At 65.8% G+C, this 21,813-nt stretch carries 19 protein-coding genes and 1 pseudogene; 7 read left to right on the forward strand and 13 right to left on the reverse strand.

The annotated features are described in order from the left end of the window. The 5 genes from SPR01S_RS17125 to SPR01S_RS17145 form a co-directional block, all read right to left on the reverse strand. Positions 1–1,411: sensor histidine kinase (locus SPR01S_RS17125; RefSeq protein WP_245662068.1), on the reverse strand; the 1,411-nt coding region annotated here is incomplete at its 3' end. Next, on the reverse strand, positions 1,402–2,082 hold the full coding sequence (locus tag SPR01S_RS17130; RefSeq protein ID WP_066591641.1) for a response regulator transcription factor: 681 nt from the start codon (positions 2,080–2,082) through the stop codon (positions 1,402–1,404). The genes SPR01S_RS17125 and SPR01S_RS17130, both read right to left, overlap by 10 nt. Positions 2,083–2,162: 80 nt before the next feature. Then, positions 2,163–2,426, reverse strand: coding sequence for a hypothetical protein (locus SPR01S_RS17135; protein WP_066591649.1), 264 nt, complete (start codon positions 2,424–2,426; stop codon positions 2,163–2,165). Next, complete coding sequence (locus SPR01S_RS17140) at positions 2,423–3,868, reverse strand: radical SAM protein (protein WP_066591652.1); 1,446 nt, start codon at positions 3,866–3,868, stop codon at positions 2,423–2,425. Before SPR01S_RS17140 ends, SPR01S_RS17135 begins: the two co-directional genes overlap by 4 nt. Next, a complete protein-coding gene (locus tag SPR01S_RS17145) occupies positions 3,813–4,556 on the reverse strand; it encodes a prolipoprotein diacylglyceryl transferase family protein (RefSeq protein WP_066591655.1) in 744 nt (247 codons plus the stop codon). The genes SPR01S_RS17140 and SPR01S_RS17145 overlap by 56 nt, the downstream gene beginning before the upstream one ends. Before the next feature lie 65 nt (positions 4,557–4,621). Here SPR01S_RS17145 and SPR01S_RS21695 point away from each other — a divergent pair, with 65 nt between their 5' ends. After that, entirely contained in the window at positions 4,622–4,774 is a 153-nt protein-coding gene (locus SPR01S_RS21695) for a hypothetical protein (protein WP_157082317.1), read from the forward strand. A 455-nt stretch (positions 4,775–5,229) separates the two neighbouring features. Here the strand turns inward: SPR01S_RS21695 and SPR01S_RS17150 are convergent, their stop codons facing one another. Continuing rightward, on the reverse strand, positions 5,230–5,610 hold the full coding sequence (locus SPR01S_RS17150) for a VOC family protein (protein ID WP_066591658.1): 381 nt from the start codon (positions 5,608–5,610) through the stop codon (positions 5,230–5,232). Positions 5,611–5,936: 326 nt separating this feature from the next. Between SPR01S_RS17150 and SPR01S_RS17155 the strand changes: the two genes are divergently transcribed. After that, positions 5,937–6,611 carry a hypothetical protein gene (locus tag SPR01S_RS17155; protein ID WP_169803457.1) on the forward strand — a complete coding sequence of 225 codons (675 nt, stop codon included), beginning with the start codon at positions 5,937–5,939 and terminating at the stop codon, positions 6,609–6,611. 57 nt (positions 6,612–6,668) lie between these two features. Here the strand turns inward: SPR01S_RS17155 and SPR01S_RS17160 are convergent, their stop codons facing one another. Then, positions 6,669–7,748: a DUF3667 domain-containing protein gene (locus SPR01S_RS17160; RefSeq protein WP_066591663.1), complete on the reverse strand. Its 1,080-nt coding sequence runs from the start codon at positions 7,746–7,748 to the stop codon at positions 6,669–6,671. A gap of 77 nt (positions 7,749–7,825) precedes the next feature. Here SPR01S_RS17160 and SPR01S_RS17165 point away from each other — a divergent pair, with 77 nt between their 5' ends. Continuing rightward, positions 7,826–9,106, forward strand: coding sequence for a glutamate-5-semialdehyde dehydrogenase (locus SPR01S_RS17165; RefSeq protein ID WP_066591666.1), 1,281 nt, complete (start codon positions 7,826–7,828; stop codon positions 9,104–9,106). Between the two features lie 27 nt (positions 9,107–9,133). On the opposite strand, the gene map is transcribed toward SPR01S_RS17165, so the two are convergent. Continuing rightward, complete coding sequence (gene map, locus SPR01S_RS17170) at positions 9,134–9,961, reverse strand: type I methionyl aminopeptidase (RefSeq protein WP_066591669.1); 828 nt, start codon at positions 9,959–9,961, stop codon at positions 9,134–9,136. A 117-nt stretch (positions 9,962–10,078) separates the two neighbouring features. Continuing rightward, positions 10,079–10,483 (reverse strand): DUF2147 domain-containing protein, encoded by a 405-nt coding sequence (locus SPR01S_RS17175; RefSeq protein ID WP_066591671.1) that lies wholly within the window; start codon positions 10,481–10,483, stop codon positions 10,079–10,081. Positions 10,484–10,641: 158 nt separating this feature from the next. On the opposite strand from SPR01S_RS17175, the gene SPR01S_RS21870 reads away from it, so the two are divergent. After that, positions 10,642–10,785: a hypothetical protein gene (locus SPR01S_RS21870; protein ID WP_169803458.1), complete on the forward strand. Its 144-nt coding sequence runs from the start codon at positions 10,642–10,644 to the stop codon at positions 10,783–10,785. A 6-nt stretch (positions 10,786–10,791) separates the two neighbouring features. Next, positions 10,792–12,374, forward strand: a pseudogene (locus SPR01S_RS17180) (Na+/H+ antiporter). Between the two features lie 31 nt (positions 12,375–12,405). Here the strand turns inward: SPR01S_RS17180 and SPR01S_RS17185 are convergent. After that, a complete protein-coding gene (locus SPR01S_RS17185) occupies positions 12,406–13,086 on the reverse strand; it encodes a Spy/CpxP family protein refolding chaperone (RefSeq protein ID WP_066591674.1) in 681 nt (226 codons plus the stop codon). Positions 13,087–13,388: 302 nt separating this feature from the next. On the opposite strand from SPR01S_RS17185, the gene SPR01S_RS17190 reads away from it, so the two are divergent. Then, a complete protein-coding gene (locus tag SPR01S_RS17190; protein WP_066591675.1) occupies positions 13,389–15,728 on the forward strand; it encodes a heavy metal translocating P-type ATPase in 2,340 nt (779 codons plus the stop codon). A gap of 61 nt (positions 15,729–15,789) precedes the next feature. Here SPR01S_RS17190 and SPR01S_RS17195 read toward each other — a convergent pair whose 3' ends face one another. Next, the gene (locus tag SPR01S_RS17195; RefSeq protein WP_066591678.1) at positions 15,790–17,826 is read right to left on the reverse strand and encodes an amidohydrolase family protein; all 2,037 of its coding nucleotides are present in this window, start codon (positions 17,824–17,826) and stop codon (positions 15,790–15,792) included. A 102-nt stretch (positions 17,827–17,928) separates the two neighbouring features. Further along, a complete protein-coding gene (locus tag SPR01S_RS17200; RefSeq protein WP_066591681.1) occupies positions 17,929–19,116 on the reverse strand; it encodes an MFS transporter in 1,188 nt (395 codons plus the stop codon). Positions 19,117–19,214: 98 nt separating this feature from the next. On the opposite strand from SPR01S_RS17200, the gene SPR01S_RS17205 reads away from it, so the two are divergent. Beyond that, complete coding sequence (locus SPR01S_RS17205) at positions 19,215–20,096, forward strand: LysR family transcriptional regulator (protein ID WP_157082318.1); 882 nt, start codon at positions 19,215–19,217, stop codon at positions 20,094–20,096. 109 nt (positions 20,097–20,205) lie between these two features. Here the strand turns inward: SPR01S_RS17205 and SPR01S_RS17210 are convergent, their stop codons facing one another. Continuing rightward, on the reverse strand, positions 20,206–21,558 hold the full coding sequence (locus SPR01S_RS17210) for a DEAD/DEAH box helicase (RefSeq protein WP_066591683.1): 1,353 nt from the start codon (positions 21,556–21,558) through the stop codon (positions 20,206–20,208). Between the last annotated feature and the right edge of the window lie 255 nt (positions 21,559–21,813).

Raw genomic sequence — 21,813 nt, forward strand, 5'->3', positions numbered from 1 at the left:
GGGCCGGCACCGCAACTGTTTCAGCCTCGCCGAAACAGACATGAGGCGGATCGTTCGCTGGAATCCGCACCCGAACCTCCAGCCCCGGCGCAGCGTCGGCCAGGTCGATCCGTCCGTGATGGTACCGCACGATGGCCTGCGCGATTGCCAGCCCCAGCCCGCTGCCGCGTGTCGTCAACGCGGACGCGCCACGCTCGAACGGGCGAGTCACGCGCGCCAGGTCGGCGGCGGCCAATCCAGGCCCGTCGTCGCGTATCGTGATCACCGCGCCGTCGGCGTCGCGCTCGAGCGACAAGCGCGCGCGCGTCCCGGCGGGCGTGTGGGTGGCGACATTTTCCAGCAGGTTGACCAGCAACTGATTGATCAGGTCCGAATCGCCGGTAATCGCGACATCGTCGAGCCGGCCGACTTCGAGCGTGCCGCCGCGATCGGCGATCACCGGATCCATCGTGTCGGCGACATCCTCGATCAGCGGGCGAAGCGACAGCGGGCCCATCGCCGATGGATGCCGCCCGGTCTCGATCTCGGCGAGGCGCAGCAGCGCGTCGAAGATCGCGATGATCGACGCGCATTCGCGTTCGGCGCGCTCGAACGTGCCCGACAAGGCCGGGTCCGCGTCGGCGACACCGCGCGCGAGCGTGCCGCGCAGGCGCGTCAGCGGCGTGCGCAAATCGTGTGCCAGGTTGCTCGAGAACAACCGCTGTGCCCTGACCAGCTCCTCCATCCGGTCGATCATGCGGTTGAGGCTGTCGGCCTGCACCGCGAACATGCCGTCGAGCCGATCGGTCGGAATGCGCCGGCTAAGGTCGCCCGCGGCGATGGCGTCGGCGGCGTCCTGCGTTTCGGCCAGCCGGCTGGCGGTCAGGCGCGCGAACAGAAAGGTCGCCGACACTCCCATCACCAGCGCGACGAGCGAAATCGCCAGCACTACGCCGGGCAGCAGCGCGTGGAGGCCGGAGGCCGCCTCGCTATGCTGGACGATCACCAACAGGCTGCCGCTCGGCAGCCGCGTAGTGAGCGCGCGTCCCAATTGGTAGCTGCGACCGCCCCCCAGGAAGCGCACGTCCGAAAAGCCCGGGCGCGGCGGCGCGATGTCGAGCCGTCCGGCGATCCGCGTGCCCTCGCGTGAAAACAGTACATAGGTGCGCTCGCTGAGCACTTTGCGGCGTTGCCAGTCGAGGATCTTGGCCGCCACGACGGCGTCGTCGGTACCGCGCCCGTCAGCCGGCGCGAGATATTTTGTAGTGTGATAACGCAGCGACGCGTCGATGCGGCTCGACACCCAGGCGTCCGCCGCGCTGAACCCGATCATGCCGACCGCGAGCATGGCGATTGCGAACGCCGCGCCGACCTGGATCGCGAGACGGCCGACGCGCGAGGACCGCGACGGCGCGCGCGGCGTCAGGCGCACCGGTCGGATCGCAGGGTATAGCCCGCGCCGCGCTGGGTCTCGATCGGGTCGCAGCCGAGGCCCAGCAACGCCGTGCGCAGCCGGCTCATATTGCTCTCGACGATGTTGGTGGTCGGCGAGAAGGAATAGGCCCAGACGCTTTCCAGCAGCATCGATCGCGTGACGAGGCGGTCGGCGTTGCGCATCAAGTGCGCGAGCAGCGAATATTGCTTGCGGTTGAGCGCCGCCGAGGCGTCGCGATAGCGCGCGCGGTGACTGCTCGGATCGAGCTGCAACCTGCCGACCTCGAGCTGCGATCCTTCGGGCCGCGGCGCGTTACGGCGGGCGATAGCGCTGAGCCGGGCGGCGAGCTCGTCCATATCGAACGGCTTGGCGAGATAGTCGTCGGCGCCGACCTCGAGCCCCTCGATCCGGTCCTTGACCGATCCGAGCGCGCTCAGCATGAGCACGGGCACCGTATTGCCCTGGCGCCGGACGTGATCGATCACCGACAAGCCGTTGATATCCGGCAGCAAGCGATCGAGCACTACGGCGTCATGCGGCCGCCGATCGAGCATCAGGATCGCCTCGGATCCGGTCTGGGCGAGCGTCGTCTCATGGCCATGAAGCCCCAATCCGGCAGTGATGTGCTCGGCGATCACCGGATCGTCCTCGACTATCAGGAAGCGCACGCCTGTCTCCACCGTCCGGATCGGTGATTGCGTCCCGCATGTGACACGCTCATGTCAGCGCCGTGACGGTTTCGGGTCGGTTATGCTCCGTCGGACGGCGGTTCGGGGACACGAAAGTTGGCACGCTCGCCGTCGTCCTGTCGCAATAGCGCCCGCCCGCCCCAGAACAGGCCGAAGCCAATCGCGAAGGGAATGCCGCCGACCAGCAGCGGCAGCATGATGATCGAGGGATCGCGCATCGCCTCGCCGAACCCCATGAACACGACCACCAGCGAACACAGCCCGCTGCACGTCATGATCAGGATACCGACACCGAGCAGCAAGCCACCGAACAATTGCTTCATATGCCCGCCCTCGCTTTGGCCACCACCGCGGCACCCTCGGCGCCCGGTCGGTAGAAGGTGTTGTAGGTGTCGAACGGAATGATCTGTTTGTCCGGCGTGACGAAATGGACGCAGCTGCGCTTCACCGTCGCCAGGTCGAAATTATAGCGATCGAGGAATTGCAGGATGACCACGCGGAAGCTGTTGGCGTAGCCCAGATCCTGCGGCACCAGCGCCTGGGGCAGGCAGCACAGCACGCCGGCCAGTTTCTCCTCGGTATTGCATTGCGTGGTCGCCAGGCTGAGCAGATCGAGCACGCCCTGGCGCAGCGCCGGATAGGCTTCGTAGCTGATCGTGTTGGGGCCGTTGAGGATCAGTTCGCGTGGCAGGAGCGAGGTGATCGGCGTCACGCTGCGCCCGGCGCGCAGGCCATAGCCGATGCAGATCTGGTCGGGATTGCACGGCAGCGGGATCATGTCCTCCGCCCCGAACACGCCCGCTTTCACCACTTCGCGCCGGATCTGCGAGAGCAGGATGCGATTGGCCTTGGCGTCGAAGCCCTCGTTGCGCCCGGCGTCCTGCACCGGCTGAAAAGTCACGCCGCGGACACACGACCAGTCGAGCGCATGGTCGACGATCGCCGCGACTTCGTGATCGTTGACGCCGCGTTTGACCACCGCGACGAGCGTGGTCGACAGCCCGACGCGCTCGAGCTGTTCCAGTGCCGCCTGGCGGATGCGTGACAGACGCGCGCCGCGCAGGTTCATCAGCGCGTCGTCGTCCATGCTGTCGAACTGAAGATAGACTTCGAGCCGCGGCGCGTAGCTGGCGAGACGATCGACGAAATCCGGCTCCTGCGCGATCCTGAGGCCGTTGGTGTTGATCATGACATGGCGGATCGGGCGCCGCTTCACCGCGTCGAGTATCTCGAAGAATTGCGGATGCAGCGTGGGCTCGCCGCCCGACAGCTGGACGAGATCGGGCTCGCCCTCGCTCTCGACGAGCGCGTCGAGCATTCCCTCGATCGCCGCGAGCGAGAGGTGCCCGCCATGCATGTCCTCGGCATCGGCGAAGCAGACCGGACAGGCGAGGTTGCAGGCCGAATTGATCTCGACGATCGCCAGACAGCTATGCTGTTCGTGATCGGGGCAGAGGCCGCAATCGAACGGACACCCCGCCTCGGTCCGGGTCTGGGTGCGCAAGGGGCGGTCGCCGGGCTTGAGCCAGTCCTTTTGCGAGCGCCAATACGCCAGGTCGTCGCTGATCAGCGTCTTCTGCACGCCATGCGACCGGCAGCGCTTGAGGTACCAGACGCAGTCGTCCTCGATGATGACCTTGGCGGGCACGGTTTCGAGGCAGGTCTCGCACAGGCTCGTGGTCTGGCCGTGGAAAATATAGGGCGCGGCCTTACGGTCGGGCGGGGAGTGGAGCGGCGCGTCCGCGAGCGATCCAGAGGAGTGCATAGGCGCTGAGTCCGATCATCACGAAGTGGAACACGTTGAACGGGCCGACCAGCGTTGGATAGGGCTTGAGGAACTCCCAGGCAAATCGCTGAACGGCATAGGCCAGGACGAAAGCGTGGAAGCCGTGGTCCACCGCCCAGCGGCGTCGGCGGACCAATGCGCGCCAATACACCACCAGGAATAGCGCCATCGCCAGCGATTCGTATATCTCGACGGGATGCCGCGACACGCCGTCGCCAAGGTCGACGCCCCAGGGGAGCGTCGTCGGCACGCCATAGGTCTGATCGCCCAGCCCGGCGAACAGGCAGCCCCAGCGGCCGACGATGATGCCGAGCGCGAGCGGAATGACGAACGGCCCGCCGGTCGATCCGCGCACGCCGCGCGCCCATTTCCACAGCTCGACCGCGACGATCGCACCGGCCAGCGCGCCGGCGATCGAGTGCGACACGACCGGTCGGGTATCGCGCAAGGTATTGAGCGATCCGAGCAGCCATGCGCCCAACGCGCCGCCGACCGCGAGGCTGATGAAATAGCCCGGCTCGGTACGGCGCGCGAGAATGTCGACGCTGGCGCGGCGGTGGCGATAGACCCAGCGCGCGCCGAGGAATGCCGCGATCCAAGCGGCGAGATCGCCGATATAATGATACCAGGGCGCCGTCGGGATATGGATCACGCGTGTTGGTAGCATGATCGGGCGCGAGGGCGAGAGCCTGGCCTATTTGCGGGGCGGGCGACCCTCGCTATGGTTGCCGGATGGACGACATGGTCTTCATCTCGTTGGCCGAAACCCTCATCCACCAGGTCGATGACAGGTTTGGGCGTGCGGCGGCATGGGCAGTCGCCGCTATCATGTGCGTCCTGCCAGTCGCGCTGATCGCCGGTGTGGTGCTCTGGCTGACGTCTTAGACGCGGGCATTACTCCCAACTGATAGCATTCTTCGAAAACCCGTCGCGCTTTCCCGTTTTTCGCGGATTTCCTTGACCGTGATCAAGGAAACGGCCGTCCGACGGACCAATCCTGCCGCTCTGTCGAGGAGCAAGGTTCATGTCGTTCTCAGGGTCGCAAATGTTTCAGATGGCCGTCGTGGCGATGATGGCGCTGTTCATGATCGTGCTCGGCTATGAGACGATCGCGCAAGCGCTAGCCGAGAGCAGGGAAAGGAATTCGCGGTAGGACTTCCCTTCCGGGGGAAGCCATCTCGATCGCCGCCGCGTGGTTCGCCGCGGAATAATGGAAGGCACGGTCGGGACGTGAATCACGCGCATCGGGTAGCATGATTACCTGCCCCGCCTTCCCGTTCGGCTGCGCCGAGTGGGCCCCTTCCTCTCCCAATGGGAGAGGAGAATGAGCCAATCGCCCCTTATTCCCAGCTAACCGCGTCGTCCGAAAACCCGTCGCGCTGCACACGGACGACGCAAAAGCGCTGGCCGCTCGGCGCGCGCATCACCACCCAGCGTTCCATCTGCGTGTCGATCGTCGCGCCGAGTTTCTGGAGGCGCTCGACTTCGGCGGGAATGTCGTCGGTTTCGATGTCGAGATGGATTCGGCTCTCATGCTCGACGCGCTGGATCTGCACGCTGATCTCGCCCTCCGGGGTCACCAGCATCCGGTAATTGCCGCGCGTGCCGGGATGATCGGGGTCGACTGGCCGACCGAGCGCTTCCGCCCAGAAATGCGCGGCGGCGTCGATATCGTCCGTATTACAGTCGATGAGAATGCCATTGATGCGCGATCTATGCACGACAACACCTCCTGTGCGGGTAAGGGACGGGCGCGGGTCGCCACATCATTGCCGGCAGTTTAAGCCGGGTTGTCCGTGGTTTACAAATCAACGTCGCGCGCATTCGCATAAACGGAGCTTATCAAACTTGGCGTGTCGCCCGGCTCCTATCGCATGATCGCGCGCACCTCGTCAGCGCGCCACGCTGACCGGCATCGGCCAGCGACAATTCGAGCGTGAGGTTGCCGAACGGTCCACCGGTCGGTTCCAGGATCGGCGGCGATGTGGCCTTTGCGAAGGATTAACCATGCGGGTCCATCATTGTGCCGACAGCATGGATGACGGGCATGTTCGGCCGCACGACGACATTTTCGGAAAAGCCCAAAAGGCGCCCGGCACTCCCCAACGAGGTTCGATTGTCGCTCGACGATGTCGATCGCTATGTCGTCGCCGCGGCGCGGGCGCGCGGCTATCCCGAGGAATTCCTGACCGAGGCAGCGAGGCAGGTGCGTTTCCTGGAGGCGCGCGGCTTGCCGGGCTTCGCCTCGTTCCGGCGCGAGATGCTGGAGCACGGCAGCGAGACGTTGACCCAGCGCGGACGCGTGGCACGCCCCGACGGGCAGAGCGGCGGGCAATGTCCGATGATCGATGCGCTGCGGATCGCCGAACGGTTCGAGCGGATCGTCGCTCTGCCCCCCGGCCGCGAGACCGATTACCCGATGCCATCCAATCCGCTACTGGCGGTGCCGACGCTGGCCGAATGTGCTGGACGCCACGGCGTCATCATAATGACGACCCTCTATATCCGCGAGCGGCCCGCGGCCTATGTGTTCGTCGACGGAGATCGCGCCGCGCTGCACGGATCGTACTATGCGCTGTTCGAGGCCGATTCGTGGGGCATCGCGCGCTTTCCCGAGGAAACGCACGGCACGCCGCCGCTGCGCGAAGCCGATCTCGAGGCGATCGACTTTCCGGCGGACGCGCTGCGCGACCTGATGACGCTGATCGAAAGCCAGCCGTAAACCGGGGCAACGCATCGCTCCGCGAGGGGGGCGAACAGCGCCGGCGGTTGGCGCGCCCTATTCCATCAACCCCAGCCCGAGCAGCAACATCCCGAATAAGGTCAGCGTGATCGAGGCGAAGATCAGCAGCGCGAAGGTGCGCCACAGCGCCGAGAACCAATTGAGCTGATAGGCGCCGCGCAGCTGGAAGAAGATGTGAATGGGCGGGCCGAACGCGATCAAATTGCCGTAGAGCCAGACTGGCGCCCCGATCATCATCAGCAGCGAGATGGTCGTCGCGAGCAGCATCATGAAGGCCAGCGAATAGGTCACGAAAATGGCGTGGTCATAGAGCTTGAACCGCCGCCGCCACAGGAACAGCAATGCCACGAACGGCACGGATATCGGGATCAGCGCCCAGCTATATTTGTACGCTGAGGACTGTAGCTTGTAGAGCGCGAGCTCGGGATTGTCGTTGGCTTTGCGAATGCCCTTGTCGAGCGCGGGCCAGCCGGTGCTGACGTTACTCACCGCCTGCTTACGTGCTTCTTCCGGACCGACCGCGATGCTGGTGCGCGCGACCCTCAACCCATTCAGCGTCGCCTGATAGCCGACGATGTCGCCCTGATCGTCGTCATCGGCCTTGCCCTGGGCAACGCGCTGTTGCGCGCGATCGAGTTTGGCCTGGGTGCTGGCAATCTCGCCGTCGATCTTGGCCAGTTTCTCGGCTTTGGTCGTCGACGTGGTGTCGAGGTTGAAATCAGTGCCGCTTTCCAGCGAGTGGAAGGTCGCGAACATCAGGAAGACGAAGAACAGGAACATCGCCAGCGGCGAGACGAAGCGCGCGCGCTCGCCATCGATATAGCGCCGCGTCAGCCCGCCCGGACGAGTGACCAGCATCGGCACGGTGCGCCACACCTTGCCTTCGAAATGGAACACGCCGTGGAGCAGGTCGTGCCCGATTGAGGTCAGGGTCTTGTGGACATGCCCGTTCTGGCCACAGGCGTGACAGAACGATCCGATCAGCGCGGTGCTGCAATTGAGGCAGATGCGATGCGCATCCTGCCCGACTCCATGCTCGCCCGCCTTGGGTTCGACCGCGCGCCCGATCAGCGCCCCGGTCGCGATATCGCCTGCTGCCGCAAATTCCCCGCTCATGGCGCGATGGATAGCATTGGCCGCAGGAAAGGCGATAGGGCTTTGGCCGGCGGTGTCGGCGTGATAATCGGCGCGGCATGGAAACGACCGTCGACATCGAATTCGAAATCGATCCCGTCGCGCTGATCGCGTCGATGGGGCGGCAGGCACGATCCGCTGCCCTCGTGCTCGCCGGCCTGTCGAGTGCCGACAAGGCGCGCGCGCTGGAAGCGATGGCGCAGGCGATCCGCGACGCCGAGCCGGAGATCCTGGCCGCCAACGCGATCGACATGGCGAACGCCGCCGCCAACGGACTGTCGGCGGCGATGCTCGACCGGCTGAAATTGACACCCGAGCGCGTCGCCGCAACCGCCGACGGAGTCGCCACCGTGGCGACTCTGAAAGACCCTGTCGGCGAGATTATCGACGAGATCGAACGCCCCAACGGCCTGAAGCTGGCGCGGGTGCGCGTGCCGATCGGGGTGATCGGCATCATCTACGAAAGCCGGCCAAACGTGACCGCCGATGCCGCGGCCTTGTGCATCGGATCGGGTAATGCCGTGATCCTGCGCGGCGGGTCCGAGGCGATCGAAAGCAACCGCGCGATCCATGCCGCCTTGGTCCGCGGCCTGGAAGCCGCCGGACTGCCCGGCCAAGCCGTGCAACTGGTCCCGGTGACCGATCGCGCGGCGGTAGGCGCGATGCTGGCGGGCGAAGGCGTGATCGACATGATCGTGCCGCGCGGCGGCAAGGGCCTGGTCGCGCGCGTCCAGGCCGAGGCGCGGGTGCCGGTGCTCGCGCATCTCGACGGGATCAACCACATCTATGTCCACGCCTCGGCCGATCAGGCGATGGCCGAGGATATCGTCGTCAACGCCAAGATGCGGCGCACCGGCGTGTGCGGCGCGATGGAGACTTTGCTGATCGACCGCGATTATCCGCATGCCGGCCAGCTGATCCAGAAATTACAGGCGGCGGGATGCGAGGTGCGCGGTGATGCGCTGCTGGAGCAATTGGTGCCCGGCGTGGTGCCGGCGGGCAGCGAGGATTGGGACACCGAATATCTCGACGCGATCGCCTCGGCGCGGCTGGTCGGCGGGATCGACGATGCGCTGAGCTTCATCGCCGCGCACGGATCGCACCATACCGATGCGATCGTCGCAGAGGACACAGCCGTCGCCGAACGTTTCCTGGCCGCGGTCGACAGCGCGATCGTGTTGTGGAACGCATCGACCCAATTCGCCGATGGCGGCGAGTTCGGCCTGGGTGCCGAGATCGGCATTGCCACCGGACGCCTCCACGCGCGCGGCCCGGTCGCGCTCGAGGGGCTGACGACCTATAAATGGATCGGGCGGGGGACGGGCCAGGTCCGCCCTTAAGCGCTGTGGCGCCTCCCCGCTCGCACGCTATGCGTAAGGCGGACGGTGGCGCCCCGTCGGACTGGTCGTGAAGATCTCGCAGCCGGTTTCGGTGATGCCGATCGAATGTTCGAATTGTGCAGAGAGCGAGCGGTCGCGCGTCACTGCGGTCCAGCCGTCGTCGAGCATCTTCACGTCGGGCCGCCCGGCATTGATCATCGGCTCGATGGTGAAGATCATTCCGGGCTTGAGCTCGGGACCGGTACCGGGGCGTCCGTAATGCAGGACATCCGGGGCATCGTGATAGACGCGGCCAACACCATGGCCGACGAAATCCCGGACGACGCCATAACGATGGCGTTCGGCATGCTGCTGGATGGCATGGCCGATATCGCCCAGCCGATTGCCCGGCCTGGCCTGCTCGATCCCGCGCATCAGGCATTCATAGGTGACGTCGACCAGGCGCCGGGCCTTCACCGACACGTCCCCGACCAGATACATGCGGCTGGAATCGCCGTGCCAGCCGTCGACGATCGAGGTCAGGTCGATATTGACGATGTCGCCGTCCTTCAGCGTCCGAGGGCCGGGAATGCCATGGCAGACGACATGGTTGATCGAAATGCAGCTGGTATGGGCGTAGCCGCGATAGCCGATATTCGCAGGAACGGCTCCGGCGGCCACGATCGCGTCATGGGCGAAGGCGTCGATCGCCTCGGTGCTGACGCCGGGTTGCACAATGTCCGCCAGGGCATCGAGCACCGACGCGGTCACCTGTCCCGCCTCGTGCATCGCGACGAAATCGCTGGCGTCGTGGAGCTTGATCGCGCCGGTGCGGCGATCGGCGCCTTTCGCCGCCGCGGCGACATAATGGGTCATTGAAACTCTCTATTGTCCAAACAGGCGCCCTACGCGCGATCGCCAGTGGAGTATTCCCCTCACGGAGCGGGTGCAAGGTAACGGCATTGGGCGGCCACGATCCCGGGCGCGCGGCAGCTATCGCATCCTGACCAATATCTTCGACTTGCAGAGGACGCGGCCGACCAGGCACCCCGAGCCCTTCAGCGTGTTGCGGTCGACCAGCACGATGGTGCCGGAAAGCGTCTTGTTGAGGTCCGGAACGAACACCTTGCCGCGCCAATTACCCGCCGAATCCTGCCTGAAATCGCGAAACACCTGAATGCCGATCAGGTCTTGCGTACCGCCACGCCGGGCGTCCGCGATCGCCTGATCGCTCGCCCAGACGACCTTGCCGCATAGCGAGTCGCCGCAGTGGCGGATCTCGATATGCATGGTGTCGCGAACATTGCGCCACGTGCCGATCGCTGTCTCCCCGTCACTGGCGCTGGCGCCGGAAAAGGCCAGCAGGCTCAAGACGACGGCCAGGATCGTGCGCGGCATTCAGGTCCTCCGGATTGTTCGATCGCTGGTGCGATATAGCGTTGGCGGCTCCGACGGCCAGAGGAGGATATCCAGGACGATATCAAGTCATGGCATCGCATAGCTACGAATGGCTGCCGAAAGGTGCGTTGGGCGCCGTTTTGATCTAAAGGCGAAGGATGGCAGACGACACGATCATCCAGACCCCCGATGGCCCGATGACCTGGGCCGAGTGGAAGAAGAAGAACCCGATCCAAATTCCGTCGCGCCGCACCAAGGGCAAGGACCTGCCGAACAAGATCAAGCGCCGTACGGGCGACTGACACTGCATGCGTCCTGTCGAGACGTTCGAACTCGTCCTGGCCCTGCTGGTCGGCGTCGTCGCGCTGCATTGGGCGGCGCGGCGGCTGAAGTTGCCGCCATCGACCGCCTTGCTGGTTGGCGGCGGTGCGCTCGCGTTCATCCCGGGACTGCCGCCGGTCGCGCTCGATCCCGAACTGGCGCTGGTGCTGTTCCTGCCGCCGTTGTTGATGGACGGTGCCTATTTCACCGCGTTCGGCCGGTTCCGGCGGCATTTGCCGGGAATCCTGTCGCTCGCCGTCGGGGCGGTCGTGTTCACCACGCTCGCGGTCGGCGTCGTCGCGCACTGGCTGGTTCCCGGTCTGCCCTGGGCGGCGTGCTTCGCCCTCGGCGCGATCGTGTCCCCGCCCGACGCGGTCTCGGCGCGCGCGGTGTTGCAGGGCGTGTCTCTCCCTCGCCGGCTGTCGGCATTGGTGGAGGGAGAAAGCCTGCTCAACGACGCCACCGGCTGGTGCTGTTCCGCTTCGCCGTCGCGGCGACGTTGAGCGGCACGTTCAGCGCGGGTGCCGCGGTCGCCAGCTTCGTTCTGCTCGCGCTTGGCGGCGTGGTGGTCGGGCTGGCGGTGGCCGGGGCCTGGCTGTTCGTGGTCAAGCGGCTGAAGGACCAGACGCTGATCATCATGGCCAACACCCTGATGAGCTGGGTCGCCTATATCGCCGGCGAGCGCATGCATGTCTCCGGAGTGATCGCGACCGTGGTCGCCGGGCTGATGCTCGGCTGGTACCAGCATATCGTCTTTTCCGCGCCGGTGCGGCTGCGCGGCAGTGCCTTTTGGCAGACGCTGGTGTTCATCCTCGAAGCGATCGTCTTCATCCTGATCGGTTCGTCGTTGCGCGGGGTACTCGATCGCGTCGGCGGGATCGAGGCGGTGAGCGCGACGATGACGATCCCGATCCTCGGCGTCGTGCTGACGATCGTCGCGGCGCGCTTCGCCTGGATTTTCGCCAGTGACGGACTGCTCTCGGCCCTCCGTGCGCTGGGCTTGAAACGCGCGCGGCCGTTGGGCGTGCGCCAGGCGACGATTTTGAGCTGGACCGGCATGCGCGGCGTGGTCACGCTGGCGGTGGCGCTCTCCCTGCCCGCGGCGATGCCCGGGCGCGACCTGATGCTGGTCACTGCCTTTGCGGTGATCTTCGCCACGGTCGTCGTGCAGGGCGCCAGCCTGGGCTGGCTGATCCGGACGGTCGGACCGAAGGACAAGGATCCGCCCGCGAAGATGACCATGGCGGAAACCGAAGCGGCGATCGCCGGCGCCCGCAACGCGGCGGTCGAAGCCAATGCCTATGACCAGGACGGGACGCTGATCCACCCGCAATTGCTCAAGCAATCGCACAAGCGGCTGGAAGCGATCCAGCGCTACGCGGCGGATGCCGACACGTTCATGGAGAATGTGCGGCCGCATTTCGACGTGATCCTGACGTCGATCGCCGCCGGCCGCGCCGAGCTGATCCGCGTCCACCGCGCCGGGTTGATCGAGGACGAGGTATTGCAGGAACTCGAGCGCGATCTCGATGTCGAGGAATTGGGGATCATCCTGCAGCGGGGAGAGTAACGCTCCGGCCCGATCCTTTATCCGGTTCCTCCTATTGCTTGGGCATGCCGCCGCACATTCCTGACATGGGCATTCCGGACATCATGCCCGTTTCGTGCATGAGCAGCCGATCCGCCATCGTCTTCTGCTCGGCGGACAGGACGGCATAGAGTCGGACTAGAGCCGGCTTCAGCGCGCGGAGATTGGTCAGGCTGATCGTCAGCGCCTGCTCGTGCAGGTCCAACCGTCTTTCCAGCGAAACTGGCGCCCCATCCGCGGGGCGTGACATCATCGCGGCATGAACCGGACCCGCTCGCCTGGCATTGGCGCGCAGCACGTCGGCGAACGCGTTCCAGGCATCGACCTGCGCGCCGGTAATCTTGAGTTCGGTCCGCAGCGACGCGATCCGCCCTTCGACGTCCGCGGGCATTTGCATCTTACCGCTCGCCATGCAGTCCATCGGCATGTCCATGCCATCCGCCATTTTCATCATCGGCATCTTGCCGTCCTCGGCGCCCATTCCCTTCATCGTGCCGGGGCCACCGCCGGTCATGTCGTCCGGCTTCTCGGGCGGAGCAGTCGGTGCCGGCGCAGGGTCTGCCGGAGCGGCAACTTTTGGTGGGTAATGTCCTTTGTGAGGGTCCTTGGCACTTTGCGCGCCGACCATCGCCGGCACGCCGCCCATCAGCGCCAGCGCCGCAGCGCCAGCCAATCCATGAAGGGACTTGATCATGTATTTTCTCCTGGAAGGGAGAGGAACTGCAACCGCTGCAGCCTGACCCCGGCTCCGACGGCTCGGGCAATTGTCCAAGGCGCGAAACGCGGCCCGGGGAACACGATATCGCGCTGTAGCGTCCTGTTCCGGTGATGGTGTGTATCGGCGTGGCTCGGAGCCATGATCCACCTCTCGCACCATGGCGATACGGTATCGCTAAAAGGATCGCCTTACGTAATGGTCCCGAGTGCCTGGCGACGCTCTTGACCTAAACATGGTGTCAGGTCCCATATGGCGAGGCGCCGACCAGGAGCAGTGCGATGACGCAGGCCGAACATCGTCCGCACGATCATTCCCATCCCGCCCAACACGGCAAGGTGACAGATCCGGTCTGCGGGATGACGGTCGACGCGGAGACGATCCACCAGGCGGTGAATGGTGGAACGACCTATTATTTCTGCAGCTCCGGCTGCCGCACCAAGTTCATTGCCGATCCTGACCGCTACATAGCGCCTGCCGCGCCTGCCGCATCGGAACCCGTTTCCGGCACGATCTGGACCTGCCCGATGCATCCGGAGATCCGGCGCGACCGCCCGGGCAATTGCCCGATCTGCGGCATGACGCTGGAGCCTCTGATCGTCACGTCGAAAGCCGGACCCAGTCCGGAGCTTGCCGACATGACCCGTCGCTTCGCGATCGGCCTTGCGCTGGCATTGCCGGTCTTCGTGCTGGAAATGGGTGGCCATATCTTCCCGGCAATCCATCATTTCGTGCCGATGCGGATCGCGATCTGGATTCAGCTCGTGCTGGCCACTCCGGTGGTGCTTTGGGCGGGCTGGCCTTTTTTCCAGCGCGGCTGGGAATCGGTGCGGACCCGCAATCTGAACATGTTCACCCTGATCGCGATGGGCACGGGCGTCGCGTGGGCGTACAGCATGGTCGCCGCGCTCGTGCCGGGCATTTTCCCTCCCGCTTTCCGTTCGGCGGATGGCAGTGTCGCGATCTATTTCGAGGCTGCCGCGGTGATCACCGTGCTGGTGTTGCTCGGGCAGGTGCTCGAACTGCGCGCCCGCGAGCGGACATCGGGGGCGATCAAGGCGCTGCTCAACCTTGCCCCGAAGACCGCGCGCCGCATCAATGCCGACGGCGCCGACGAAGAGGTCGGTCTCGACCAGATCGTGGTCGGCGACCGGCTACGGGTCCGTCCGGGCGAGAAGGTGCCGGTTGACGGCATAGTCGAGGATGGCCGCTCTTCGCTCGACGAAGCGATGGTGACCGGCGAATCGATGCCGACGGCCAAGGCGCTCGGCGACACGGTGATCGGCGGCACGCTCAACCAGACCGGCGCGCTGATCATTCGCGCCGACAAGGTCGGTCGCGACACGATGCTCGCCCGGATCGTGCAGATGGTCGCCGCCGCGCAACGCTCGCGCGCGCCGATCCAGCGCATGGCAGATCGGGCCTCGGGCTGGTTCGTACCCGTGGTGCTGGCGATCGCGCTGCTCGCCTTTATCGGATGGGCGATCTGGGGTCCGGAGCCGCGCTTCGCCTATGGCCTGGTCGCCGCCGTCGCAGTGTTGATCATCGCTTGCCCCTGTGCGCTGGGGTTGGCGACGCCGATGTCGATCATGGTCGGCGTGGGACGCGGGGCGGGGCTTGGCATACTGATCAAGAATGCCGAGGCGCTCGAACGGATGGAGAAGGTCGATACGCTGGTCGTCGACAAGACCGGCACGCTGACCGAAGGTCGTCCCTCGGTGACCAAGATCGTCGCCGCCACGGGATTCACCGAGGATGAGGTGCTGCGCCTCGCGGCCGGCGTCGAGCGCGCTTCCGAACATCCGCTCGCCCGCGCGATCGTCGAGGCAGCAGGCAGTCGCAAGATCGCGATTCCCGAGGTCGCGGACTTCGACTCGCCGACCGGCAAGGGTGCGCTCGGCACGGTGGGAGGCAGGCGCGTGCTGCTCGGTAGCGCTGCGTTTCTCGCCGAGCACGGGGTCGACCCCGCTGCGCTCGCCGCGCAGGCCGACGAATTGCGGCGCGATGGCGCTACCGCGATATTCGCCGGCATCGACGGCGTCGTCGCGGGGATCCTGGCCATCGCCGACCCGATCAAGAAGACGACGCCCGAAGCGCTTGCCGGCCTGCGGGCCGCGGGTATCCGCGTCGTGATGTTGACCGGCGACAACCGCACCACCGCCGAAGCGGTCGCCCGGGCGCTCGGTATCGACGAGATCGAGGCCGAGGTTCTGCCGGATCAGAAGAGCGCCGTGGTCGAGCGGCTGAAGCGCGAAGGGCGCATCGTCGCGATGGCCGGCGATGGGGTCAACGATGCGCCCGCACTGGCCGCCGCCGAGGTCGGTATCGCGATGGGATCGGGCACCGATGTCGCGATCGAGAGCGCCGGCATCACGCTGCTCAAGGGCGACCTGATGGGAATCGCTCGCGCGCGCCGGCTCAGTCGGGCGACCATGTCCAACATCCGCCAGAACCTCGTCTTCGCCTTCATCTACAATGCGGCCGGGATTCCGGTGGCGGCGGGGCTGCTCTATCCGCTCTTCGGCACCCTGCTCTCGCCGATGATCGCGGCAGCCGCGATGGCATTGTCCTCGGTAAGCGTCGTCACCAACGCGCTGAGGCTCAACCGGCAATCGCTATGACCAGGGTCACGGCTCCGCTGCCGTAGGAAGGCTGGGCTCTGCCGCCGGTCGGGCTCGATTGCTATTTCGGCATGCCGCTCAAACCGCTCGCCTGCCTCAGCGCAGCTCCGTCGAGGCGATAGCCGTCGAGGAACACGGTCCGGACATGGCGTAGATTGGTCAGGTCCTTCGACACGTCGCCATCGACCAGGATGATGTCGGCGGTCTTGCCCGGTGCGATCGATCCGACGCGGCCGTCCATCCCGGTCATCCGCGCCGGCACGATTGTCGCGGTCTGAAGCGACTCCGCATTGGTCAGCCCGGCCTGCTGATAGAGTTCGAGTTCGCGCACCAGCTCCAGGCCATAGCCGTCGGTCCCGGCGACGATGCGGACGCCGGCCTGGTGAAGCCGCCCGACCAATTCGACCATCTTGACGAAGCTCTTGCGGAAATCGTCGCGCGTCAGTCCGCCGAACAGCGGATAGCCGGGTATTTTCCAGCCACGCACCACCGAGGGCGGCGCGACGTCGGCGAACGGCGCATATTCGGGCGACAGCGCGCTGCCGTCCGAGGTCATCAGCGGCTCCCACACGGTCAGCGTCGGGTCGATGATCGTCCCGCGCTTCGACAGTTCGGCGTAGAACGCCTTCATCGCCGGCGAATCGAGATCGACGTCCTTGCCGTATTTGGCCGGCCCTTCGAGCCGCGCGGCGGTGTTGGCCTTGTCGACCACCTCCTGCGGCATCGCCTGCATCATGATGAAGTTGATATGGGTGACTTCGTCATAGCCGGCGCGCACCGCATCGAGTGGGCGCATCCCCGCCGGCACATGGCCATGGACGTGCAAGCCCAGCTTGTGCGCCTCGGCCGCCGCCGGGGCGATCCAGGCCGGGTTCATCGAGGTGTAGAATTTGGCGCCCCACAACCCCGCCGCCTTGATCTTGTCGACCGCGGCGATCGCCTCGGCCGCCGACGAGACGGTAAGCGCCCCCTGCGCGGCGAGCGGGTCCTTGCGGTCGATGATCACCGATATCTTGCCGTCGGGCGCGAGCAGGTCGCCGGCGGCGCGGCGCTTGTAGATGCTCAGCGCCTCGTCGATCATCGAGCCGGGACTGCGGTAATTGGTCATGCCGGTGGCGAGGTTCTGGAGCAGGTTCCAGTCGTCGCCGACATGCTGGTGCGAATCCCACAGGCCGGGCAGCAAGGTCTTGCCCTTGCCGTCGATAACCGTCGTCCCCGCGGGCGCCTTGAGCGACCCGGCCGCGCCGACCGCGGCAACCTTGCCGTCAGAGATCAGGACCGCGCGGTTCGGCACATATTTGCCCACCACCGAATCGAACATCAGCACATTGTCGACCAGGGTCGCGCTGCGGTTCGCCGGTTTCAGGAAGTCATGCGCGATGTCGCGGACCATCGCCGCGGTCGCCTTGTCCTGGACGTCCTTGAGCTTGGGGCCATTGCTCTCATACCCTTCGGGCAGCAGCGAGACCACGCCGGCATTGCCGAAGAAATGATTGTCGCCGTCCAGCCAGACCGGCGACGGGCTGAAACCATAGCCGGTGATGAAGGCCAGCTTGATCGTCTTCTTGCCCTGCGGGCCGTCGATCTCGACGGGCTGGCCGATCTTGATGCTGGCATGGCCGCTCGGCAGCAGGTCGATGCCGTTGGCGCCGGCGGCGACCAGTGCGTTGACGTCCATCTCGCTGGCGAGCCACGGACCGCCATAAGTATTGTAGCGCTTGGCGGCGAACGGCGCGGAACCCGAATCGACGGCAGTCTTCCAATGCGCGACGCCACCTGCATCGACGTCGAAATTCTCGGTAGCGTCACCCGAATCGGTAAAGCCGCGGATCGCGATCGCCGATGGCCGTTTGTCGGGCGCCAGGGTCACCAGTTCGTCGGTTTCGGTTACCCAGCCGCGCAGCGACATCGACATGCGATAGGCGACCTTGCCGTCGGGCATCGTCCACGACCAGATGTCGCCATGTTTCCCCGCGATCGAGCTGATCGTGTAATGGCGCGCGCCCGCCGGCGCGACCATCAGCTCTTCCTTGGGCGTCGATGCCCCGGCAAGCGATGCGGTGGCGGCGAGCAGTGACGCGAGAAGAATCCGGCGCATATAATCCCCCTGTTCAGTCTCGCCGAGACTGGCGCGGTCGGCCCGCCTAGGCAACCGTATATCTCGGCCGATCGATCAACCGGTGACGGCGACGCGAAAGACTCAGGTATCTCTCTTCAAGCCGGCCAGCTGGATCAGAACGCCGATCATGGAGAGGGCACCGCCAAGAACGACTAATGCGGTCCACCCGCCGACGTTCCAGGCGAAGGTCGCACCGGCCGATCCGGCGGCGCCGCCGAGGAACATGGCACCCATGAAGATGGTGTTCAGGCGCGCGCGCGCCTCGGGACGCAGGGCGTAGACGATGTGCTGGTTCGAGACGAGCGCACTCTGCACGCCGAAGTCGAGCAGGATGACGCCGACGATCAAGCCGGCAATGCTGCCGAAGAGACCGAACACGGCCCAGGCGATCAACGTCAAGATGGCACCCAGAAGGATCACGAGATGTGGCCCGCTGCGATCCGCAACGCGGCCGGCGATCGGCGCGGCGAGCACGCCGACGGCACCCACGATGCCGAACAGTCCGGCAATATCGGCGCCGAGCGAGAAGCGGGGCTGCTGCAGGCGCAGAGCCAGGATTGTCCAGAATGCGCTGAAACAGCCGAACAGAAGCGCCTGGGTGACCGCCGCCTTGCGCAGAGCGGCGAATTCGGACCAGAGCCCGCCGAGCGAGCGGATCAGCGGGACATAGCTGTGCGTCGTATCCGGCGCGCTTCGCGGCAACACCGCCGCCATCAGCGCGCCGGCACCGACCGCCATTGGCACGCCGAGCCAGAACATCTCGCGCCAGCCGGCATGGGTGGCGACGAAACCCGCGAGAGTCCGGCTGAGCAGGATGCCGCAAAGCAGCCCGGCCATGACCGTCCCCACGGTCGCACCGCGCCGCTCCGGCGTAGCGAGATGCGCGGCGAGCGGCACGATCTGCTGGGCGACCGTCGAGAGGATTCCGACGAGCAGCGAGGCGAGGACCACCATCACTGCGTCGGGTGCGATCGCCGCGATGCCCAACGCGACGGCAAGGCCGCCGAACTGGAGAACGATGAGGCGCTTCCGCTCGATCAGGTCACCCAGCGGGACCAGCAGGAACAATCCTGCGGCATAACCGAGTTGCGTGGCGGTCGGCACGAAGCTAGCGAGGGGGCCATGTAGGTCTCTCTCCATGATGCCGAGCATCGGCTGGTTGTAATATATGTTGGCGACCGCAACGCCGGCAGCCGCCGCCATCGCGTAATTCAGCGTCGAATGGAGCCGAGAGCCGCGCATAGCGGCGGCATTTGCGGTCGGTATCATGAAGACCTCGTGGAGATGTAACGATCGGGCTTATGTGAACCTTGTCGGCGATAGGTATAAGTGGCGTCATCCGATAGGCCGGTTTATCATCTGGAGATATGCTGGAGCTCGCAAATCTGGCCGTTCTGGTCGAGGCCGTACGACAAGGTAGTCTTTCAGCGGCCGGCCGTCGGCTGGGACTGACCCCTGTGGCAGCATCGCGTCGGCTGGCGGCGCTCGAGGCGGAAGTCGGCGCCAGGCTGGTGCATCGAACGACGCGGTCGCTGTCGCTGACGCCCGAAGGCGAGGCGTTCATACCCCATGCGGAGGCGATGCTCGCCCATGCGGAAGAAGGACGTGCCGCCGTTGCGAGTGGCGATGAGGGAGCAGGCGGACTGCTGCGGGTGGCGGCGTCGGTTCCGTTCGGCCGCAAGGTCCTGACGCCGATGCTCGTCGGCTTCCTCGCACAGCATCCCCGGGTCAAAGTGGAGCTGCTGCTGAGCGACATGGTTGTGGACATCGCGGCCCAGGGTATCGACGTCGCGATCCGGTTCGGGGAATTGCGGGACAGCACGCTGATCGCGCGCAGACTGGCCGCAAATCCGAGGGGCCTTTACGCCGCGCCCGCCTATCTGAGCGAGCACTCCGCACCGACCAGGATCGCCGACCTGCGGCAACACGAATGTCTCACCACCCCGGCCGCGCGGCACTGGGCGTTCGAGCGCAAGGGAAGGACCGTCCGTCAGGCCATCGGCGGCCGCTTCGCCGCGGACAGTATGGAAGCGCTGCTGGAAGCCAGTATCCGGGGGCTGGGCATCGTTCAGCTTTCCGATTGGAACGTGCGCGACGACGTTGCCGCAGACAGGCTGGTGAAGATCGAGCTGACCGATGGTGCCGTGCCCGACCACGGCATCTGGGCATTACTCCCGACGCGGCGGCTCATGCCCCGCAAGGTGCACTTATTCCTCGACGCTCTCTCCGGCTACCTCTCCAACCCTTAAACCCGCCCCGAGGCCAATCCATGATAAAAGGGCGCCGGATCGCTCCGACGCCCTTTTCGCTACGCTCTACTCACCCCTCCTCAAGCCGAAGCCTGGGGAGGAATTCCGATCAGGCGCTGGCCTGGGTCCGGCCACCGCCGCCCTGGCCGCCACGACCGCGGCGGCGATTTCCACCGCGGCCGCGCGGAGCATAGGGATTGGCCGGCCGCGCCTCGTGCGTCTTGCGCGGCGGGCGAACGCCGCGCGGACCGCGCGGACGCTCGTCACGTTCCTGCTGCGCGGTGACCGATTGCTTCGAGCGGGTCGAGACGATCTTCGCCGCCTCGGCCAGGAAATTCTCCGGCAGCGCCTTGAGCGGGATCTTCTGACGCGTCAGCTTCTCGATGTCGCGCAGATAGGGCCGCTCGTCATCCGCCACGAAGCTGATCGCGATGCCGTCCTTGCCGGCGCGCGCGGTGCGGCCGATGCGGTGGACATATTGTTCAGGCACGTTGGGCAACTCGAAATTGATCACATGGCTGACGCCCGACACGTCGATTCCGCGCGCGGCGATATCGGTCGCGACCAGGACCGGCACCTCGCCCGACTTGAACGCGGCGAGCGCGCGCTCGCGATTGGCCTGGCTCTTGTTGCCGTGGATCGCGTTCGCCGCGATGCCGTTGCCGCCGAGCAGCCGGACGACGCGGTCGGCACCGTGCTTGGTGCGGGTAAAGACCAGCACGCGCTCGATCGCCGGATCGCGCAGGGTCATCGTCAGCAGCGCCTGCTTCTCGGCCTGGTTGACCAGGGTGGCGAACTGCTCGACGCGCTCGGCGGTGGTTGCCGCCGGCTTGATCGAAACCAGCGCCGGGTCTTTGATGAACTGATCGGCCAGCTCGCGGATCGACTGCGGCATGGTCGCCGAGAAGAACAGGGTCTGGCGCTGGCGCGGGACCAGCTTCACGATCTTGCGCAACGCGTGGATGAAGCCGAGGTCGAGCATCTGGTCGGCCTCGTCGAGCACCAAGGTCTCGATCAGGTTGAGGCTGACGAAACGCTGCTCGATCAGGTCGAGCAGGCGGCCCGGCGTGGCGACCAGGATGTCGACGCCGCGCGCCATGTCCTGGCGGTTCTTGTTGATGCTGGTGCCGCCGAACACGGTTGCGACCGACATGCGGCTGAACTTGCCGTAAGCGCGCGCGCTTTCGGCGATCTGGCTGGCAAGCTCACGCGTCGGCGCGAGCACGAGCATGCGGCAATGCGTCGGCAGGACGCGCTTGCCGCTTTCGACCAGGCGCTGGATCGACGGCAGCACGAATGCCGCGGTCTTGCCGGTGCCGGTCTGCGCGATGCCGAGCAGGTCGCGGCCTTCGAGGACGTAGGGAATAGCCTGCGCCTGGATCGGCGTCGGGGTGGAATAGCCTTTGGCCTCGAGCGCGCGGACGAGCGGCTCGGCAAGGCCGAGATCGGTAAAATTGGTCATGGAAACCTTATGCAAAAATGCCTCTCGCATGTCCGAGGGACATACGGGCGGCGGGGAGAAATGACACCCCGCGTGACTTGGGAAGCCTGTCGCTTTAACGACCGAGGCGGAGCCTGAACCCCAGCCAAAGGCATGGAGTTCGATCACGCTGCGTACGCCTCGATGCCGGCCATGTATTTGTTGCAGCGCAAAAAGTCAAGATTGATGGAGCTTGGGTCTGTTTCGGCCCTGCCGAAACAGTTGCGGTGCCGGCCC

Origin of the sequence: Sphingomonas pruni NBRC 15498 (assembly GCF_001598455.1) — a bacterium.
In the GTDB taxonomy this organism is placed as follows: domain Bacteria; phylum Pseudomonadota; class Alphaproteobacteria; order Sphingomonadales; family Sphingomonadaceae; genus Sphingomonas; species Sphingomonas pruni.

Bases quoted from the DNA above. Each gene is read 5' to 3' on its own strand.
- SPR01S_RS17135 (WP_066591649.1), bottom strand. From the start codon at position 2,426: ATGAAGCAATTGTTCGGTGGCTTGCTGCTCGGTGTCGGTATCCTGATC.
- SPR01S_RS17140 (WP_066591652.1), bottom strand. From the start codon at position 3,868: ATGCACTCCTCTGGATCGCTCGCGGACGCGCCGCTCCACTCCCCGCCC.
- SPR01S_RS17145 (WP_066591655.1), bottom strand. From the start codon at position 4,556: ATGCTACCAACACGCGTGATCCATATCCCGACGGCGCCCTGGTATCAT.
- SPR01S_RS21695 (WP_157082317.1), top strand. From the start codon at position 4,622: ATGGACGACATGGTCTTCATCTCGTTGGCCGAAACCCTCATCCACCAG.
- SPR01S_RS17155 (WP_169803457.1), top strand. From the start codon at position 5,937: ATGTTCGGCCGCACGACGACATTTTCGGAAAAGCCCAAAAGGCGCCCG.
- SPR01S_RS17160 (WP_066591663.1), bottom strand. From the start codon at position 7,748: ATGAGCGGGGAATTTGCGGCAGCAGGCGATATCGCGACCGGGGCGCTG.
- SPR01S_RS17165 (WP_066591666.1), top strand. From the start codon at position 7,826: ATGGAAACGACCGTCGACATCGAATTCGAAATCGATCCCGTCGCGCTG.
- map (WP_066591669.1), bottom strand. From the start codon at position 9,961: ATGACCCATTATGTCGCCGCGGCGGCGAAAGGCGCCGATCGCCGCACC.
- SPR01S_RS17175 (WP_066591671.1), bottom strand. From the start codon at position 10,483: ATGCCGCGCACGATCCTGGCCGTCGTCTTGAGCCTGCTGGCCTTTTCC.
- SPR01S_RS21870 (WP_169803458.1), top strand. From the start codon at position 10,642: ATGGCAGACGACACGATCATCCAGACCCCCGATGGCCCGATGACCTGG.
- SPR01S_RS17185 (WP_066591674.1), bottom strand. From the start codon at position 13,086: ATGATCAAGTCCCTTCATGGATTGGCTGGCGCTGCGGCGCTGGCGCTG.
- SPR01S_RS17190 (WP_066591675.1), top strand. From the start codon at position 13,389: ATGACGCAGGCCGAACATCGTCCGCACGATCATTCCCATCCCGCCCAA.
- SPR01S_RS17195 (WP_066591678.1), bottom strand. From the start codon at position 17,826: ATGCGCCGGATTCTTCTCGCGTCACTGCTCGCCGCCACCGCATCGCTT.
- SPR01S_RS17200 (WP_066591681.1), bottom strand. From the start codon at position 19,116: ATGATACCGACCGCAAATGCCGCCGCTATGCGCGGCTCTCGGCTCCAT.
- SPR01S_RS17205 (WP_157082318.1), top strand. From the start codon at position 19,215: ATGCTGGAGCTCGCAAATCTGGCCGTTCTGGTCGAGGCCGTACGACAA.
- SPR01S_RS17210 (WP_066591683.1), bottom strand. From the start codon at position 21,558: ATGACCAATTTTACCGATCTCGGCCTTGCCGAGCCGCTCGTCCGCGCG.